Origin of the sequence: Flavobacterium sp., assembly GCF_050696275.1 — a bacterium.
In the GTDB taxonomy this organism is placed as follows: domain Bacteria; phylum Bacteroidota; class Bacteroidia; order Flavobacteriales; family Flavobacteriaceae; genus Flavobacterium.
In genome coordinates this window covers 162,346-181,316 of record NZ_JBOGUT010000001.1, presented here as the reverse complement: position 1 = coordinate 181,316, position 18,971 = coordinate 162,346, and the positions used below count along the sequence as shown (strand labels likewise).

The window sequence follows — 18,971 nt, the reverse complement described above, 5'->3', positions numbered from 1 at the left end:
ATTAAGTACTTTTGCAAACTCACAAATGGGGTCGACTGGTTTTGACAGCAAGTCGAATTGAATTGTAAGCATGTTGAGCATTGAGGTGTTGCTCATTAATATAATGTCTCGAACTTTTACACGGCGAAAATAATTACGCTTTAGCTGCTTAATCTGAATTATAGTAAGATTTGCCTAGTTCCTACAAGGTAGGAAAGCTGGATTCTCCTGAAAAGCCTTGGTTTGTGGCGTTTCGCAAAGGAGAACCGTAAAAATAAACCTAGAAACGGTAATGCTTTGAATCCGTTTTGACACTAATAAAGCTAAGTATTGTGTTGCTGTTTCTGGCTTAGCACAATATCGAAAATCTAATCAGGAAATAAACATGTAGAAAGCTCTTTAGTTGCTTGTTTGGACCCGAGTTCGATTCTCGGCGACTCCACAAAATAAAAAACCGTCTCGTTATCTGAGGTGGTTTTTTATTTTTTATACCTGACGATGCCCAATCAATATCAGCTCATAAAAACTTGCTACCTGCAATACATTTTGCTCTTGTGTTGTCCAACAAAACATTGTTGCTCAAACAAGTAAAAACTATTTATATTACTTGTGCTTCCGCCCTATCCTATCACGTTTCGGCTAGCTGAGAAAAACTGTATTTAAAAACAATGTTAATACTAATAAAAAGCAATTTTTATTATTTATTTTAATTTATTTTTAATGTTTTGATGCAATTTCAATAAAATAAGTGTTAAATAAATCTTTTTTTATTAAATTTGATTACAACAAACACCCTACTAATTATGTCTAAACAAACACTTTACATTTTGGGCATCTTAGCAACAATCATTCTTGGGGCCATATTATACCCTAAATTTTGCTGTAAAGATTGCTGTGAGGCAAAGGCAGAAAATCCTGTACCAATCTCAAAAAACAATGAAATAGGAAGTAGTGCCATTTTCAAATTAACCGGAAATGATTTCGACTACTCTTGTAATGACAATTTCAGATTTTTATCCAACGGTTTTAACAACATTCAGCCCGTGAGCGACTCCATTAATTCTGGAATCGATTTATTAAAAAGGTTTTTCGATAAACAAACAAACGAAAAACTTCTAATTACAGGTTATGCATTAAACACGGAAAAAAATACTTCTGCATTTCCAAATTTAGGCATGGCCAGAGCGAACGATGTGAAAAATTATTTCGTTTCAAAAGGGTTTGTAGCCAATAGATTTGAAACCAGCGGTGAGCTTCGGGAGGAATGGAAAGTAAGCAACGACACAGTTTACGGTGCTGTCAGTTTTACCATCAAGCATAACGAAAATGCGACAGCTTCAAATACCACTGAGGATTGGAATGCATTAAAAGAAAAAATAACAGCAAATCCTTTAGTATTATACTTCAATACAAATCAGACGGAAATCAGTTTAACATCGGAAGAAAGACAAAAAATAGCTGATTTAAGCAGGTATCTGGACAATGTTCCTAGTGCCAAAATAAGCTGTACAGGTCACTCAGACAGTTCCGGAAATAGAGATGTGAATATAAAATTAGGTCAAAAACGTGCCGATTTTGCCAAAAATTATCTAGCAAAAAACGGTATTTCCTCTGACAAAATCGAAAGCTCTTCCAAAGGTCAGGACGAACCTATTGCAGACAACAGGACTGCTGAAGGCAAATCTAAAAACCGAAGAACAGTCATAACTCTCAAATAATCTATCAATATAAAAACTTAATATTATGAATATACCATGCTTTTTAATCCCAGTTATAGTAGGTCTTATCAGTGCATTTTTAGGGTATTTATTAGGAAAAACGAAATCCGGCGGAGGTGATTTAAAGTCAAAACTCGATTTCAGTAATTCTGAAAACACCAAATTAAACAGCAGGATTTCACTTCTGGAAAGCGATTTGGCTTCTGCCAAAGCAGGAACAGCTTCCGCCTCACTTCAAGCTGATTTAGACGTCTGCAAGGAAAATACCGCAAAACTGAATGCCACTATTTCTTCTTTACACACAGAAATCGATTCGATAAGAGCCAAACACTCCAGCACACAATCCTTTACTGCAGTTTCAGATATACCAATCCCTTTTGATGCTGATTTAGCTGCCTCTGTTTATGGTAAAAAAATAAAACAGGACGATTTAAAGATTGTGGAAGGAATAGGTCCAAAAATTGAAGAATTATACCATAATGCAGGAATCACAACATGGAAAGCGCTTTCTGAAACTTCATTGGAAAGATCACAGGCCATTCTTCGCGAAGCAGGAGAAAGATATGGAATGCACAATCCGTCAACGTGGGCGAAACAATGCCTGCTGGCATACCAAGGCAAATGGAATGAGCTGAAAGACTGGCAAGAGAGCTTAGATGGCGGGAAAGAATAATTTATCAAAATGTTATAATATCAAACCACACTTTTCAGTGTGGTTTTTTTATCTTTGAAAAAAAGAATGAGTTATAATGATATCATAGGAACAATAGGTGTTGGAATTATTCTAATCGCTTACTTTTTAAATATATTCTCACTAATTACTAAAGAAGGCAAACTCTATTTCATATTAAATGTTTTAGGCGCTTTAATTGCTTGTTACGCCTCTATTTTAATCAATTATATGCCTTTTATAATTCTGGAAGGAACCTGGGCTGCAGTTAGCATTGTCGGATTAATTAAATGTCTGAAAAAATAAAAAAACATGGAAAATACTTCTTTAATAACCAAATTTTATACCGCTTTCTCCAATTCAGACGCAATTGAAATGGCTTATTGTTATCATGATGAAGCTGTTTTTGAGGATCCGGCTTTTGGAAAATTGAACCATGACGAAGTTGTTGCCATGTGGAAAATGCTCCTGGAAAGAAGCAAAGGAAACTTAAAAATTGAATTTAAAAATGTTATTTCAGATGAAAAATCAGGTTCTGCAACTTGGATTGCAACCTATATTTTCAGTCAAACCAATCGAAAAGTTGTCAATGTAATTGATGTCGAATTTGAGTTTAAAGACGGATTAATCATAAAACATAAGGATAATTTTGACATTTACAAATGGTCAAAACAGGCTTTAGGATGGAAAGGTTTTCTATTGGGATGGACACCTTTTATGCAAAATGGAATCCAACAAAACGCTAAAAAATCACTAGCAAATTACATTAAAAAAACGACTTAAAACAGTCCGAAAATCAAATTATTTTACTTTAAAAGAGCAGTTGTTTTATCATTCCATTTACGATTGGAATTATAAAACAACCGGCCGTTTTTAACTTCTAAAGGACCATCAAAATTATTGGTAAAAAGTGCTCCCGTACCCAAACCCTGAGGCATGGAATTATACTTCAAAAAAGTAAATTGAGCAATCGCATTTAATCCTATATTCGACTCTAAAGCTGATGTAATCCACCAACCGATGTTGTGTTTTTCAGCCAGTGAAATCCACTCATCAGTCCCTCTGATTCCGCCTATAAAACTTGGCTTTAAAATGATATATTGAGGCTTAATTTTAAGCAATAAATCTTCTTTTTCCTGATATGTAAAAACACCAATGAGTTCTTCGTCTAAAGCGATGGGCAAATTCGTGCTTTTACACAAAACTGACATCGTGTCAGTATGGTTTTTTTGTATTGGTTGCTCAATACTATGCAATTGAAAACCAGTTAATTGATTTATTTTATATAAAGCTTCATTTTCACTAAAAGCACCGTTAGCATCCACACGGATTTCTATTTGTTCCGGAGAGAAATTCTGACGAATATAACGCAGTAACTGCAGTTCTTTATCAAAATCTATGGCTCCGATTTTAAGTTTTATGCATTGAAAACCCTGAGCGATTTTTTCTTCGATTTGCTGCTTCATAAACACCTCATCACCCATCCAGATTAAACCATTAATCAGAATGCTTTTTTCTCCTGAAGTAAAGTCCGAAGGAAATAGCAAAAAAGGGTTCTCACCCGTAAGAGAACGGAACGCCATTTCGACTCCAAACTGAATGGAAGGAAACTCCATTAAAGCTTCCCAAAGCATTTTTTCACCCAGATGAATATGATCACAAACCCATTGTAATTTTTCTTCATAATCAGGTCTGTCGTCTGCACTGAGACCACGCAAAATTCCACACTCACCTATGCCCTTTTTCCCGTCGTTTTCCAACACCAGGAACCAAGTTTCTTTTTGGGTTAAAACACCGCGGGAAGTTCCCGATGGTTTTTTAAAATCGAGGATGTATTTGTGATAGACTGCTTTCAATTTGGATTGCTTATAACGTTAGTTTGAACCGGCTTCATAATTTCCAGATTTTGAATGAAAGGGCTAATTGAGGCAAAGCCATTTTTAATCGACCAGCCTCAGCACCTTTTTGAAATTATCTGACGGCAGATTCTTTTTTTGGAAAGTATCCAAATCGTTGATCGTTTTATTTTTCCAGGTTTGATTCACCGAAACATTTTGTGCTTTGAATTTATTATGAATTTCTTTTGAAGCCGTCATGTTATCCAGAAACATGTAAGTGTGTGCCAAATTAAGCTGCACCAACAGTTCACTGGAATCTATTTTTTCGGCGGTTTTAAGCGATTTAAGCGACTTTTCGAATTGTTTGGTGAAAATGTATTGCTCAGCCAGAGAATTGTAATCTAGAGCCGTCCCTTTGCCTTTATCGATGATTTTATCGCTAAGGAGCTGGATGGCATTTTCAAATTGACCTTTCAAGGACATTGTTTTGGCCTCCATGCGGATGATTTTATTAAAAACCAATGTATTTCCGGTTTCGGCTAAAGAAGCATCTTCAAATTTAGCAAGCAACGCATTTTTCTCTGAAGCAGTCAGTTTCTGAAACTCCTGAAATTTATATTCTTTCTGGATTTTCTCCATGATATTAAAGCAAAACGAATCAGAATTCGTCAATCTTGAAGCCGTTTCTGAGGCTTTTATAAAAACAGCGGCTATTTTCTTATTGTCCTGACTCCAGCCACGACTGGCTTTCTTATCGACCCAAGGCACAATTTCCAGCACAATTTTCTCATTCATGATCCAGTTCTGATTTTCAAAAGCAAACCAAAGAATCTTTGTATTTTCATTGAGGCAGGTAGATTTTAACATCGAAACCACTTTGGCGTCTTTGCTTACCGAATTGGGCTGATACAGACAAGCCGACTTGAAATCACCTGATTTTGTGTACTCGGTGGCTTTATCGTTATCCGTAAAAATACCATACGTGCATTTATCACTTCCTGAAATACTTGAGGCCAGAGAAATAGCTCCGCCGGCACCTTTCCCAATGTAGTATGGATCAGGAATGGATTTAAGAACAGAAGCCAGATCATTGACCATCTTCTGGTTTTCATCCAATAAGGTAATTCTGTACACGAATTCAGTGGTTCCTACCGGAAGATCTTCCGATTTGATTACAATTTTATCGCCTGCAGACAGCTTGATTTCTTTATTTGTAATTCGTTCTTTATCCCAATAACCGTCCATTTCCTGTGAAAATGACGTATGGAAAGCAAAAAGCATGAAAAAGGGTATTATCTTGAATTTCATTATAAATTTTTAATGGATTACAGCAATTAGAATGCCATAGTTTTATTGGAATATAAAAGGGTCCTGCAACCTTACTGCAGGTATGCGGCACTTTGACGGCACTTTGACGGCGCTTAGTAGCAATGGAAAAACTAGAGGTCGATGCTTTCACCAATTTCGAGCAGCATCAGATCTTTACCGGCATCAAAAAACTTCTTTTTGGCTTCGTCATGATTGATAACGATATAGCCGAAAGTATCGAAATGGTAACCCAAAACCTTGTCACAGTCTACAAAATCAGAAGCAATGATGGCATCATCGACATCCATCGTAAAATTGTTACCTATTGGCAAAATTGCCAAATCAAGTTTAGTGCGCATCGGAATGAGTTTCATGTCCATTGTAAGAGCAGTATCACCCGCGATATAGATATTTTTATGTTCGCCTTCGATTACAAAACCTCCGGGTTGACCGCCGTAACTGCCGTCAGGAAAAGAACTCGTATGAATAGCGTTGACGTATTTTACATTCCCAAAATCAAAGTCCCAGCTTCCGCCGTGATTCATCGGATGAAACTGCAGTCCTTTGCTTCCGAAATGTGTCGCAATTTCATAATTGGAAACAATCACCGCATTAGTCCTTTTGGCAATAGCCTCTACATCGAGGATATGATCCTGATGCGCATGAGTTAACAGAATATAATCGGCTTTCAGCGTATCGATATCGACATGGGCTGCTTTGGGATTACCTGTAATGAAAGGATCTACTAAAATATGTTTTCCTGAAACTTCAATACCGATTGAAGCATGTCCGTAGAATGTTATTTTCATCTTTATTGAATTGATTTTATTTAAGTTAACTACTTATCTTCCGCCTAAAAAGACATTTACAATAATATCCGAAAAAAAATAAATCAGACATAAGGACAACAATAACGAAAGTAAAAAGGTACTTATCGCTACTTTCTTTAATTCCGGATCCAAAGCTCTCGGATCTTTATTCTTATACACCGTAACCAAATGTTTTACCAACGGGATATAAGCCAGCAGGAAAAGATACTGATCGAAATGGAAATGTTGCAGAACAGCAAACAGCAGGATTAGAGCCATTGCTGTTACAATCAGGAAATAATGGTAGATTTTGGCTTTTTCGCCTCCTATTTTAACTACAATCGTGTTTTTTCCCGCTTTTTTATCAGAAGCCTCATCACGCATATTGTTCAGATTAAGAACTCCAACGCTTAGCATTCCAATGGCGGCAGCAGGTAAAACCAATTGCCAGTCGAATTGTTTTGAATATAAAAAGTTGACTCCCAAAGTACTCACCAATCCGAAGAAAACAAATACAAAAACATCACCAAACCCTTTATAACCATAAGCAGAATTCCCTACTGTATAACGGATAGCCGATGCAATAGCCAGAATACCCAGCACAAGAAAAAAGATCGAATACCCTAAATGGTTGTCGTGAAAAGAAACATAAATCAGTAAAACCGCAGAAATGAATGTTAAAGCCGCTGTGATAAACATAGCTCTTTTCATTGCTTTTGGTGTAATTACACCACTTTGTATGGCACGCGCAGGTCCTACCCTGTCTTCATTGTCCGTTCCTTTAATCCCGTCGCCGTAATCATTAGCGAAATTGGACAGAATTTGCAATCCCAACGTAGTCAGCATGGCGAAACCGAATATTTTCCAGCTAAAAACTTGTGTTGGCGTTAAAATATCATTTGTAGGGTTTGCCAATGCGTATAAACTGCCCACCATAATTCCGGAAACAGAAAGAGGTAAGGTTCTTAATCGTGCAGCTTCAATCCAGTGTTTCATTTTTGATGAATTAATTAAATCGTTATAAATACTGTAATCTGTTTTACATCCAATTACTGTCCGATGTTTCTATTTTGTACAGCCAAAGATTGACATATGCCTTGATTTTTGTAAAATCTCCCAATTGGAAAGCCACATTTCCGCCGGCAGTATGCAGGGTAAGATATCCAATATCTGCACCCTTATGCCAAAAAAGCTGTGAAGTAGTTATTGCCTGGATTTTCATAGGCTCTATAATATCATGTGCAATATCCCAGGCACCACTCTGTTTTATGATAAAATCGTCGCTGATAAACAACCGGTAATTCCTGAATCCGAAAAAGTGTACCAATCCAAAAAACAGGATATAAAATGGCGTTAGATAAGCAAATTCCAACAGTTGCGGAGCAGCATAATTGCCAACTATAAAAAATCCTGTCAAAGGTATTACTATTGTAAGGAATATTGAAAAAACAAGTTTGCGAAAATTCGGCTGCAACATGATGCCTCTTTCCGGAATTCTTCCAAAAAGCAATTTCAGTATTTCGTCCTTTTCTAATTCGTTACAGCCCGGAATCTCAATAGCCGATTTGCGTTCGTCTCTTCCATCACTTACAGCTTGTCTGATTTTAAGCTCCAGAATATTCATTTTTTTCTGAAAATAATTCCGAGACACTGTTGTAATCTGGACTTTTTCAGGCTTAATAATGGTACTTTTCGTATTCAGCAAACCAAAAGACAACAACAGTGAGCCGCTTTGTCTTTCAATCTTGTAATCGAAATACCGTACAATAACACGAAAAAGGTTAATCACTAAGACAGAGACAAGCATCAGAAAAACAATAAATGCCACAGATTGTAACGCAAAACCTTGATCAACAGCTAAGTTCTTATCAATATAGGTACCTATTTTATCCTTATCAAACTTGGAGTGTTCTGCCAGATTATTAACGTTTTCATAAACCGTAGCAAAAAAAGCCAAAATGATACCCAAACTTCTGATATAATTTGAGGTAATCCCTATTTTCAAAAGGCTTAAAAAGCTGATGTTAATAAACGGATGCGCTTCAGACGATACTACAGCCGGTCCTTCCGTTTCCTGAATTTCATTCTTTTTGTTTTTCCCATTTTCCAGCAGGCATGCTTTGAGTTCCAGTGCCAACCGATGTGAAATCGCCTTAATTTCTCCTTCTTTTTTAGTACTTCCGGCAGTATCCACATCTAACGAGTATACACCGATAATTCTTTGGATTAAAGATTGGCTGATATTTACCTGTTGAATTTTATTCAACTGAACAGTTGTTTTGGATTTATTGAAAACTCCTTCGTTAATGATGAATTCCTCGTTTTCATAATCCAGAAAAAAGGAAAAATTACGGTAACGCAGATACGCAAAAATGGCAATAACCAGAAAAACACCAAAGATTCCCAGCAAAAGAAATGCTGTATTGATTTGATTGAATTTAAAAATCCAAAACACTAAAATAGGCCATAACGCTCTTGCCCAACCTCTTATAGTATCAAAAAACATAACCAATACTCCAATTGGAGACTGTAGCTGCGGCCGGGTAAAATTGGTTTCCATTATAGTTGTTTTTGAATTTTACCCATCAAAAGTTGTTTAATATTTTCTGCCTGCGATTTTTCTATCCCCGGTATTTCAATATCACTGGAACTTCCGCCTGCAGTGAAAATCTCAATTTTGGCCAATCCGAAATACCTTGAAAGCAATCCCTCATGCAAAGCCACATGCTGTACTCTATTATACGGGATAACCACTGTATTGGTCGCAATAACCCCATATCTGAAAAGCACATCGTGATTCCTGAAAGCAAATGCTTTTTTCCGGAAACTGATTCTGGAAAAAAAGACTGAAAGCCCCAGAAAAATAATAAAAGTACAACCTACTCCCAATTGGAATCCTCCCAAATCCTCTACAAAATAAAGGATCGCAGCGGCAGCTATTCCTAAAATCAGGAAAAAAATAAGCCAGTACAGCAAAATTACTTTCCAATAATTAGGATGTAAGGAAGTAAATTGAACTTCCTCAAATTTAGGAAGAGCGCTGACATCTATTGTTTCGTTTGTAAAATTTTCCATTGAGAAAGTCTGTTTGATAATGTACTACGTCAGTTTACGACGATCTTGTTTTTGGTTTTTGCTTTACACTCCTTGGCTATTCTCCAAATTATGGCAGCCATTTTTTATCAAAATTAGGCTTGCGTTTTTCAAGAAAAGCATCGCGTCCTTCTTTTGCTTCTTCGGTCATGTATGCCAAACGAGTAGCTTCACCGGCAAAAACCTGTTGTCCCACCATACCGTCATCTGTCAGATTCATTGCAAATTTCAGCATTTTTATAGAAGTAGGTGATTTTGCCAGAATTTCCTGTGCCCATTCATAAGCAGTATCTTCGAGTTCTTCGTGAGGAATTACGGCATTGACCATTCCCATTTCGAATGCTTCCTGTGCAGAATAATTTCTTCCTAAAAAGAAAATCTCGCGGGCTTTCTTTTGTCCTACCATCTTAGCTAAATAAGCAGAACCATAACCACCATCAAAACTGGTTACATCAGCATCTGTCTGTTTAAAAATTGCATGTTCTTTACTTGCCAATGTTAAATCACAAACTACGTGCAGACTATGCCCGCCACCTACTGCCCAGCCTGGGACAACGCAGATAACCGCTTTTGGCATAAAACGAATTAATCTTTGTACATCCAAAATGTTCAGTCTGTGGTATCCGTCATCTCCTACGTAACCCTGATGTCCTCGGGCTTTTTGATCTCCACCGCTGCAAAACGACCAAATTCCGTCTTTAGAGGAAGGTCCTTCGGCAGAAAGCAGCACCACACCAATGGAAGTATCTTCTTGTGCATCATGAAAAGCCTGTAATAATTCGGCGGTTGTTTTGGGACGAAAGGCATTACGCACATCCGGACGGTTAAAAGCAATCCTTGCTACGCCATCGCATTTCTTATATGTTATATCTTCAAACTCCTTAACGATTTTCCAGTTTATGGTACTCATATGTAATAATTTTACCGTAAAAATAACTATTTTTTATGTTATCTTGCGGTTTCAAAAAAATTAAAATACAATGAAAAAACTATTTATTTTAGCTTCCTTACTGGGTTTTATTTTCTCAGGAAATGCGCAAAAATATGAATTTCAAACCGTTACTGACCTAGAAGCCTTACCTGTAATCAGCCAAGGAAATTCAGGAACATGCTGGAGTTTTTCAGCTTCATCGTTTTTAGAATCGGAAATTATTCGTCTGACAGGAAAGAAAATTGACCTTTCGGAAATGTACCAAGTAAGAAATACGTATCCGAAAAAAGCCGAAAATTATGTTATGCGCCAGGGGAAAGCTCAATTTGGTGAAGGTGGACTTGCTCATGATGTAATCAATTCCGTTGCGGATTATGGAATAGTTCCAAATACCGTTTACACCGGATTGAACGGCACTTATGAAAACCATAATCATGCCGAAATGGTTGCTGTAATTGAAAGTATGCTGAAAACATACGTAGACAATCCTGCTAAAAAATTATCTCCAAACTGGAAGAATGCGATTGCTGCCATTTTAGATGTTTATATGGGTAAAAACCCAACTGAGTTTACTTTTGAAGGAAAAAAATATACTCCGCAAAGTTTTTTGGCTATGACCAAAATCAACCCGAAAGACTATGTAACCATTACTTCGTTTACCCATGTTCCAAATTACAAATCTTTTATATTGAATATTCCTGATAATTTTTCAAACGGAAGTTTTTACAATCTGCCGCTTACTGAATTTATCTCCAACATTGATTATGCACTGGCCAACGGTTATACGGTAGAATTGGACTGCGATGTGAGCGAACCTACTTTTTCAGGTAAAAGCGGTGTAGCCGTGATTCCCGAAAACGAACAGGACAGCAGCGCTATTTTAAGCGAAATTAAAACCGAAAAAGAAATCACTCCGGAATTGCGTCAGCAGGAATTTGAAAACCTGACTACAACAGATGATCATTTGATGCACATTGTAGGGAAGATGAAAGATCAAAAAGGGACTATTTACTACAAAGTGAAAAATTCCTGGGGAACAGACGGAAAAAGAGTGGCAAATGGCGGTTATGTTTACATGAGTGCAGCTTATATGAGACTGAAAGCGATCTCTGTTCTTGTTCATAAAGATGCTCTGCAGAAAGGCACAAAACAGAATTTAGGCCTATAAAAACAACCTGAAAGCACCTGTTCTTTTAGAAAATTGTAAAGCAATTCGGCATTAAACCTCCTAAAATGTTAAAGTTTAAAAATATTCTTCCGTTTTAGAATTTTGTATTTCAAATTTACCTAATTTTAATGTACTGGAAATCAATATTTTATATTGCTTCCATATACTATAATTTTTCACTGATTTATTAACTAAAAAAGTATTTTTTGAAGAAAATTGTTTTAACTGCCGCTCTTATAATTGCACTAGGTGCATTGATTACAAGTTGTAATAAAAAAGTAGAAACATCTAACGATGAACCTGTAGCAACTGAGCAGATAGCTCCAGAAGTTGTTGACAGTGTGAAAACAGATACAGTAGCCCCTATGGTTGAACCAAAAGATTCGATTAGCAAAAAATAATCTTACGCTGCAATCTTTAAAATCATTATCAAACCACAGGCAACAAAGCGAATATCAGTTTTTACATTGAAATGATATGATAGAGTTGTTTTATGGCACAAAAAAAATCGGAATAAGAAAGAGAAGATATTAGAATTCAAATTCTCTAATGAAAGAAATTATTCCAAAAAAGTTTATTTAATTTTTTGATTTTAGTAAAGAATGTTATTATCCCTTTACGTATGTTATCGTTTATTTCAGCGATGGAATAAATAGAAAAATGCCAACCCAGTAGGATTGGCATTTTTTGTTTTTAGCTGGATTTTCGGTTACTTTATTAGATAAATCCCGTCTTCTTTTATTTCGATTAGTTTTTGCTTGTATAAAGTTCCAATAGCCTTTTTGAATGTCTTTTTACTCATTTTGAGTACCGTTTTGATGTCTTCCGGATGCGAGTCATCGTTTAGACGGAGAAATCCGCGGCTTGCTTTTAGTTCGTCGAGGATACTCTGAGCGCTGGGCTCTATTTTATCAAAGCCTAACTTAGATACAGAAACGTCTATTTTACCGTCCGGGCGGATATTTTTGATGTAACCGACAATTCTGTCACCGGTACGTAAATCATCGTATACTTCGTTTTTATACAAAAGCCCTTTGTGTTTTTCATTGATAATCACATTGATACCAACTTCGGTAATATGAGAAACGATCAAATCGACTTCTTCCCCTTCTTCCACAGTAATAGCATCGTTGTTCAGGAACTGATTTGTTTTACTGGAAGCTACCAAACGATTGGTTTTCTCATCCATATACATGTACACAAGATATCTTTTACCTTGTTCCATAGGTCTTGCTTGCTCTTTAAAAGGAACAAATAAATCCTTCTCCATTCCCCAATTCATAAAAGCGCCAACCTGATTCACATAATTGACACGTAAAAGCGCAAATTCATTCAGATAGATATAAGGTTCCAAAGTAGTGGCAACAGGTCTTTCTTCATGATCCAGGTACACAAAAACGGCGATTTCCTCTCCAATTTCAAATTGGTTGGGCACATATTTAACGGGCAGTAAAATATCTTTACTTGGATCTTTATTTTCCTCGGGCTTGCCTAAATAAAGACCGACCTTAGTTTCACGAAGTATTGTTAGTGTGTTGTATTTCCCTATTTCAATCATAATTCCAGTTTCAAAGTTGCAAAGGTACAAAGTTTGTAAGTTGTTCCAATAAAAAAGCGTTTCATTTCTGAAACGCTTCTGTATCTTTTAAAATCCCCAATCTTATTTGTACACGCTTTCTTTTTTGAAATGTACAGCGAGAAGATAATATACAACAGCTCTATATTTGTTTTTGTTTGATTTGCCGTATTTTTCCAGTACAGCATCAATTCCTTTATCCAAATCAGCACCATCTTTAAGTCCTAATTTCTTAATCAGGAAATTATTTTTCACGGTATCCAATTCCGATTGCTGTGTTCCGGAAACAGTTGCGGCATCAGCATTATAAATAGATGGACCACACCCAATTGTTACTTTTGTCAGTAAAGCCATATCTGGTGTAACACCACATTTTTCCTTTAAATCGGCCGCATACTTTACGATTAAATCATCTCTTTTGCTCATAGTAGTTAAGTTTATAATTTTAATAAGAATCTCAAATGTAGGGATTTTATTAATATTTCGGAAACAAATTTTGGCAAAAAAAATAGATTTTTTTAAGCTAAATTCTTAAAATAATCTAATAATAATAAATTGTTAACATTTGTTGGTGTGAAAATTTCTAAGATACTCGGTTTTCCTGATTTTAATATAGTATCTAAACTTGTTTCCAGAGATTGTACTGTGTTTGCAGTCTCATATTGGAACCCATACATGTTTGCCAAATGTTCAGCAGTCAGGTTGTGTGTTGTTTCAAAAAATGTGGTAAATGTTGCTGTTTCCTGATGTCCTGGCAAAATTCTGAAAATCCCTCCGCCTCCATTATTTACAAGAATAATTTTGAAATTCTTCGGAATGTAATTATTCCAGAGCGCATTACTGTCGTATAAAAAACTGACATCACCTGTAATCAGTATGGTTTCTTTACCTGATGCCACGGCTGCTCCAATTGCTGTTGAAGTGCTTCCGTCTATTCCGCTGGTACCTCGGTTGCAGAAAACGGCAACGCTTTTGTCTATTGCAAATAATTGAGCATATCGGATTGCAGAACTGTTACTGATCTGTAATTGGCTTTCTTTGGGGATTTTCGGCAACAACAACTCAAACGCTTTTAAATCAGAAAATGCTATTCCTGATAAATATTCCCGATGCTTTATCGCCCTAAACTCCCTAATTTCCATTGTTTTTTGAAGATAATCGCTGTGAACAGGCATTGTTTTGGATAAAAACTCCTCAAAAAAGGCATTTGGAGTCATTTCAAAATGCTGAGACAAACAATCAAAAGTATTGTACGCCCGAAGTTCATCGATATGCCAATGCTGAAGTGGCTTGTACTTTCGAAGGAAAGCCTTGATTCTTTTAGAAACAATCATTCCTCCTATGGTAATCAGGATTTCCGGCTGGAAGTTTTTAAAATCTTCCTCCGCGAAAGGAGTGATTACAGTATCGATATTGGTAATAAAATTAGGATGATGCACATTTGAAGTCACTTCTGTCATCACCACAACCGAATTATCATTCGCTAATTGGTCTAAAACGGCTTGTTGTATAAAATCAGGATCGCATCCACCTATGAGAATTAATTTCTTTTTGGCAGTATTCCATTGAGCAGCAAAAGGTGCAATATCAATTTTTGGCTTTTCTTCCGAGAACAATTCGATTAAATCAGGAGCAACAGAAACTTCTTCCACTGTTTCATATAAAGGTTCTTCAAACGGGACATTAATATGAACCGGACCTCTTTTGGCCACAGCCAAAAACAACGCTTCCTGGATTTTCAGATCGTTTTCCTCAGAAGGCAGTTCCGTCAGATTTGCGTTATGCAGGCAATGGTTGGCAAAAACGTTTTCCTGACGAATGGTTTGTCCGTCACCAATATCAATTTTATTATGCGGGCGATCGGCAGAAATAACTACTAATGGAATCTCACTATAAAACGCTTCGGCAACAGCCGGATAATAATTCAATAATGCTGAACCCGAAGTACAAAGCACCGCCACTGGCTGTTGCAGCTGTTGCGCCATTCCCAAGGCAAAAAAAGCGGCACAGCGTTCATCTGCAATGCTGTAACAGGTAAAAGCGGGATTATTAGTAAAACCGATAGTTAAGGGTGCATTTCGCGAACCAGGAGAAATTACAATATGCTGGAGTCCTTTAGCTTTACAAATTTCGAGTATGCTTTGAGCCAAGGGTATTTTTGGGTAAATCATGTTTTTAGCAGTTGCTGAAACGCAAAGTTACAAAGTTGTCGAGTGATTTCATTATAATTTATAAAATTAATGGGACAGTTCCATCAGCCGCTTAGTTAGGCTCACATTCTTCCTTTTCTTTCACAATCATAAATTTATAAAAGGTAAAATTAGATATTCCGTAAATAATGATGATGAGTTGTAAAAAAATTTGCTGCTTTAAGTAAAATCTATTGATAAAAAACAATCCGATCTGCACTACGAAGAACAAACAGCTAATGAGTAACCACAGACTTTTATTTCCGGGATTATAGTAATAATTTGAAACCGAAATACCTCCGAGCAAAGCCGTCAGAAGACCATTCAATATCCATAAATATATACTATTGGAGATTACATCCTTAACCAGATCAATCAGAAATAAGTGAACAAAAAGAAACGGCAGACCGGCAAGAATAGTCAGCATCCATTCTTTTTCCCGAATAGCCTTATAAATGATTACAATCATTAAAAAACGAAAAATCACAGAAGCCAGAGCCCCATAAAACATACTCGTTTCGGTACTTTTATTAAATAAAAGATAAGTAATCTGAAAAATAAAAAGCGCTAAAAAATAAACATAATCTCTTTTTACTGAAGTAAAATAATAAAGTAACAGTAAGACAGGAATCCTGATAAACCCGAAAAAACCTTTCAGTGGCTGGTAATCATAAAAAACAAAAAAACTGTAAATTACAATGGTTGTAAAATACAAAACAATCAATCCGTCTGACATCCTATTTTTTAGTAGCGAATCCATACTTAAAGTTAAAACTTATTTTTCACCATACCATAATTACCCGTCAAACTGCTGAAATTAAGCGTTATAAAACCGTTTTAACAACTGCTAATTCTTTTTTTGATGTTTGTGTTATATTTCTTATTTTTGATGTTCTAAACCCATCAGATTATGAGTCTTACAGTACGTCACGCCACCCTTCAAGACATGCCAGGTGTTTTGGAAATCGTAAACCATGAAATTTTACATACCACTTCGATTTGGGATTATGATGAAAGAACATTAGAAGAGCAGGAACGGATTTTCAACCAAACCAAGGAAAAAGATTTCCCTTTTATTGTTGGTGAGGATAATGGGAAAATTGTTGCTTTTGGTATGTACGGTCCTTTCCGTTTTAAGCAAGGCTATAAATTTACAGTAGAGCATTCGCTGTATGTACACAAGGACTTCATCGGAAACGGGATTGGCGCCATTATATTAAAAGGACTGATTGCTTTGGCAAAAGCACAAAAGCTGCATAGTATGATTGGTGTTATCGATGCGGAAAACGAAGGAAGTATTCATTTCCATGAGAAATTAGGATTCGAAAAAAACGGACATCTTGACGAAACCGGTTATAAATTCGGTAGATGGCTGGATTCTGTTTTTATGCAGTTAATTTTAGAATAGACCGAAATTTACCTGATTAACTTAAAGATAAACTTATACTAATTATAAGATGTTTTTAAATTAAACATTACTTAATCAGCAGTTTTGACATTTGTGTGAAAATATAAACCAACACTTATGTCCAAAAATTACCAAACCCCACTAAGAATAATAACGTTACTCCTATTTCTTGTAAACGGTTATTCCTGGAGTCAAACCGTTTCATTTGGTTCCAATTTTATTGTAACGAATGAAAATCAGGGAAATCTGAACCTTACTTTAAACTTGGTAAACCCAACGACTTCCTCCGTGAATTTAGTCGTAAAAGGCGTTCCATTCAGTACGGCTGATTCCAATGATTTTACTTTGGCAACGCAAACGCTAAACTTTACTTCAGGAAGTGCCTTAACACAAACCATTGTCGTTCCGATTATTGATGATGCCGTTGGTGAGCAACATTCGGAATATTTTGTACTGAGTTTGGAAAATCCATCAGGTCTTACCATTTCAGGAAACACTTTTACAACAATTTACATTAAAGACAATGACGAATCGGCTCCAGTTCCAAACCATTCAATTCAATTGGATTACATCGGAAGCTTTGACCCGTCAGGCGCCAGCAGCAGTACCTGCGAGATTGTTGTTCATGATCCTGCTTCCCAAAGATTATTTACCATCAGTGCCATTGCAAAAAAATTAGACATTATCAATTTTTCAAATCCAACCAGTTTAAGTATTGTAAATTCCATTGATATGACTCCATACGGAGGAATTACCAGTGTGGCTGTAAAAAACGGAATTGTTGCCGTAGCATCACCTAATGCAAATGAACAATTGAATGGCTCAGTCGTTTTTTTTGACACTAACGGCACCTTTTTAAAACAAGTAACTGTAGGTGCTTTGCCCGACATGATTACCTTTACACCTGATGGAAATAAAGTTTTGACCGCTAATGAAGGTCAGCCTAACGATGCCTATACAGTAGATCCGGAAGGCTCAATTTCTATTATTGATGTTTCAGGCGGAATTGCTGGTGTATCTCAATCGAGTGTAACCACTTTACTTTTTACAAATTACAATGCACAAGAAACAGCATTGTTGGCTTCTGGAATTCGAAAAACCAAAGCTTCCAGTACACTATCACAGGATTTGGAACCGGAATACATTACAGTAAGCGCCGATTCTCAAAAAGCCTGGGTAACTATTCAGGAAAATAATGCTATAGCAGAAATCAATTTGGCTTCTAATACATATGCCGATATTTGGCCATTGGGAACAAAAGATGTAAACCTTCCTGGAAACGGAATGGATATTTCAGATAATAACAACCAGACTTTAATTGCTAACTGGCCTATAAAAGCGTATTATATTCCGGATGGAGTTGCTAACTACAACGTTGCAGGAACTACCTATTTAGTAACCGCTAATGAAGGAGACGAGAAAGAATACACCGGACTAAACGAAAGAACCACCATAGGAGCTATATCGCTGGATGCAACAAATTTCCCACAAAGTGCTGTACTAAAAAGCAACAACAATGCCGGAAGAATGCGCGTGACCAATCTTAACGGAAATACGGATGCTGATGCCGCTTATGAAAACATCTACTGTTTAGGAAGCCGTTCTTTTTCCATATTCAATGCCGATACAAAATCAATTGTTTATGACAGCGGGGATGATTTTGAGAAATATACTGCTTTGACACCCGCAATCAATGCTGTTTTTAATGCCGATCACAGTGACAATATCAAAAAAGGAAGAAGCCGTGCTAAAGGGCCGGAACCTGAAGGAATAACACTTGCAGGGCTAAACGGGCAAACCTTTGCCTTTATCACTCTGGAAAGAGTTGGAGGAGTTATGGTCTATGATATCACCAATCCGAACGATGTAAAATTTACAGATTATAAAAACAGTCGTAATACTTCTGCTTATTCAGGAGATAACGGCCCTGAAGGCATTACTTTTATAAAAGCTGAAAATACTACTACAGGAAAGAATTATGTGGCGGTTGCCAATGAAATAAGCGGAACTATTTCGATGTATGAAGTAAATACAACTAATTTATCAAATCCTGATTTTTCAATGGAACCAAAAACATTTGTAATTTTCCCAAATCCGGCAGAAAAGGGAATTGTCTACTTTAACCGTGCTGCAAATTTTGAGTTATATGATTGCTCCGGAAAACTAATCCAGCAGGAAAAAAATGCATTAACAATAAATACCGCTGTTCTATCATCTGGTATTTATATGGTAAAAACATCAGAAGGAATTGTAAAGAAATTGGTAGTTAAGTAGTTGTGTGTTT

General features: G+C 36.4%; 19 protein-coding genes and 1 other RNA gene. 9 read left to right on the top strand and 11 right to left on the bottom strand.

Going from position 1 to position 18,971, the window contains the following annotated elements; genetic code table 11:
- The first annotated feature begins 27 nt into the window (after positions 1-27).
- The 5 genes from ssrA (at position 28) to ACRDEC_RS00750 (ending at position 3,150) form a co-directional block, all read left to right on the top strand.
- Positions 28-424: a transfer-messenger RNA gene (gene ssrA / locus ACRDEC_RS00770) on the top strand.
- Between the two features lie 358 nt (positions 425-782).
- On the top strand, positions 783-1,697 hold the full coding sequence (locus ACRDEC_RS00765) for an OmpA family protein (protein ID WP_431496425.1): 915 nt from the start codon (positions 783-785) through the stop codon (positions 1,695-1,697).
- 25 nt (positions 1,698-1,722) lie between these two features.
- Complete coding sequence (locus ACRDEC_RS00760; protein ID WP_431496424.1) at positions 1,723-2,370, top strand: hypothetical protein; 648 nt, start codon at positions 1,723-1,725, stop codon at positions 2,368-2,370.
- 66 nt (positions 2,371-2,436) lie between these two features.
- Positions 2,437-2,673, top strand: coding sequence for a CBU_0592 family membrane protein (locus ACRDEC_RS00755; RefSeq protein ID WP_431496423.1), 237 nt, complete (start codon positions 2,437-2,439; stop codon positions 2,671-2,673).
- Between the two features lie 6 nt (positions 2,674-2,679).
- Positions 2,680-3,150 (top strand): nuclear transport factor 2 family protein, encoded by a 471-nt coding sequence (locus ACRDEC_RS00750; RefSeq protein WP_431496422.1) that lies wholly within the window; start codon positions 2,680-2,682, stop codon positions 3,148-3,150.
- Positions 3,151-3,173: 23 nt separating this feature from the next.
- Here the strand turns inward: ACRDEC_RS00750 and ACRDEC_RS00745 are convergent, their stop codons facing one another.
- From ACRDEC_RS00745 to ACRDEC_RS00715, 7 genes are all read right to left on the bottom strand, one after another.
- Entirely contained in the window at positions 3,174-4,223 is a 1,050-nt protein-coding gene (locus tag ACRDEC_RS00745) for an o-succinylbenzoate synthase (protein WP_431496421.1), read from the bottom strand.
- An 84-nt stretch (positions 4,224-4,307) separates the two neighbouring features.
- Complete coding sequence (locus ACRDEC_RS00740; protein ID WP_431496420.1) at positions 4,308-5,513, bottom strand: tetratricopeptide repeat protein; 1,206 nt, start codon at positions 5,511-5,513, stop codon at positions 4,308-4,310.
- 131 nt (positions 5,514-5,644) lie between these two features.
- Positions 5,645-6,322, bottom strand: coding sequence for a metal-dependent hydrolase (locus ACRDEC_RS00735; protein ID WP_431496419.1), 678 nt, complete (start codon positions 6,320-6,322; stop codon positions 5,645-5,647).
- A 33-nt stretch (positions 6,323-6,355) separates the two neighbouring features.
- The gene (gene menA, locus ACRDEC_RS00730) at positions 6,356-7,318 is read right to left on the bottom strand and encodes a 1,4-dihydroxy-2-naphthoate octaprenyltransferase (protein WP_431496418.1); all 963 of its coding nucleotides are present in this window, start codon (positions 7,316-7,318) and stop codon (positions 6,356-6,358) included.
- 43 nt (positions 7,319-7,361) lie between these two features.
- Entirely contained in the window at positions 7,362-8,882 is a 1,521-nt protein-coding gene (locus ACRDEC_RS00725) for a PH domain-containing protein (RefSeq protein WP_431496417.1), read from the bottom strand.
- Positions 8,882-9,397, bottom strand: coding sequence for a PH domain-containing protein (locus tag ACRDEC_RS00720; RefSeq protein WP_431496416.1), 516 nt, complete (start codon positions 9,395-9,397; stop codon positions 8,882-8,884). Before ACRDEC_RS00720 ends, ACRDEC_RS00725 begins: the two co-directional genes overlap by 1 nt.
- 88 nt (positions 9,398-9,485) lie before the next feature.
- On the bottom strand, positions 9,486-10,325 hold the full coding sequence (locus ACRDEC_RS00715; RefSeq protein WP_431496415.1) for a 1,4-dihydroxy-2-naphthoyl-CoA synthase: 840 nt from the start codon (positions 10,323-10,325) through the stop codon (positions 9,486-9,488).
- 70 nt (positions 10,326-10,395) lie between these two features.
- Between ACRDEC_RS00715 and ACRDEC_RS00710 the strand changes: the two genes are divergently transcribed.
- Both ACRDEC_RS00710 and ACRDEC_RS00705 read left to right on the top strand, forming a co-directional pair.
- The gene (locus ACRDEC_RS00710) at positions 10,396-11,514 is read left to right on the top strand and encodes a C1 family peptidase (RefSeq protein ID WP_431496414.1); all 1,119 of its coding nucleotides are present in this window, start codon (positions 10,396-10,398) and stop codon (positions 11,512-11,514) included.
- Positions 11,515-11,720: 206 nt separating this feature from the next.
- Positions 11,721-11,915, top strand: a complete 195-nt coding sequence (locus ACRDEC_RS00705; protein ID WP_431496413.1) for a hypothetical protein — start codon at positions 11,721-11,723, stop codon at positions 11,913-11,915.
- Between the two features lie 308 nt (positions 11,916-12,223).
- Here ACRDEC_RS00705 and ACRDEC_RS00700 read toward each other — a convergent pair whose 3' ends face one another.
- The 4 genes from ACRDEC_RS00700 to ACRDEC_RS00685 form a co-directional block, all read right to left on the bottom strand.
- The gene (locus ACRDEC_RS00700) at positions 12,224-13,072 is read right to left on the bottom strand and encodes a CvfB family protein (protein ID WP_431496412.1); all 849 of its coding nucleotides are present in this window, start codon (positions 13,070-13,072) and stop codon (positions 12,224-12,226) included.
- 102 nt (positions 13,073-13,174) lie between these two features.
- Positions 13,175-13,516: a DUF2853 family protein gene (locus ACRDEC_RS00695; RefSeq protein ID WP_431496411.1), complete on the bottom strand. Its 342-nt coding sequence runs from the start codon at positions 13,514-13,516 to the stop codon at positions 13,175-13,177.
- A 92-nt stretch (positions 13,517-13,608) separates the two neighbouring features.
- The gene (gene menD, locus ACRDEC_RS00690) at positions 13,609-15,261 is read right to left on the bottom strand and encodes a 2-succinyl-5-enolpyruvyl-6-hydroxy-3-cyclohexene-1-carboxylic-acid synthase (protein WP_431496410.1); all 1,653 of its coding nucleotides are present in this window, start codon (positions 15,259-15,261) and stop codon (positions 13,609-13,611) included.
- Between the two features lie 91 nt (positions 15,262-15,352).
- Positions 15,353-16,039 carry a hypothetical protein gene (locus ACRDEC_RS00685; protein WP_431496409.1) on the bottom strand — a complete coding sequence of 229 codons (687 nt, stop codon included), beginning with the start codon at positions 16,037-16,039 and terminating at the stop codon, positions 15,353-15,355.
- 150 nt (positions 16,040-16,189) lie between these two features.
- Between ACRDEC_RS00685 and ACRDEC_RS00680 the strand changes: the two genes are divergently transcribed.
- Both ACRDEC_RS00680 and ACRDEC_RS00675 read left to right on the top strand, forming a co-directional pair.
- Complete coding sequence (locus ACRDEC_RS00680) at positions 16,190-16,687, top strand: N-acetyltransferase family protein (protein WP_431496408.1); 498 nt, start codon at positions 16,190-16,192, stop codon at positions 16,685-16,687.
- 117 nt (positions 16,688-16,804) lie between these two features.
- Positions 16,805-18,961: a choice-of-anchor I family protein gene (locus ACRDEC_RS00675; protein ID WP_431496407.1), complete on the top strand. Its 2,157-nt coding sequence runs from the start codon at positions 16,805-16,807 to the stop codon at positions 18,959-18,961.
- Positions 18,962-18,971 lie beyond the last annotated feature (10 nt).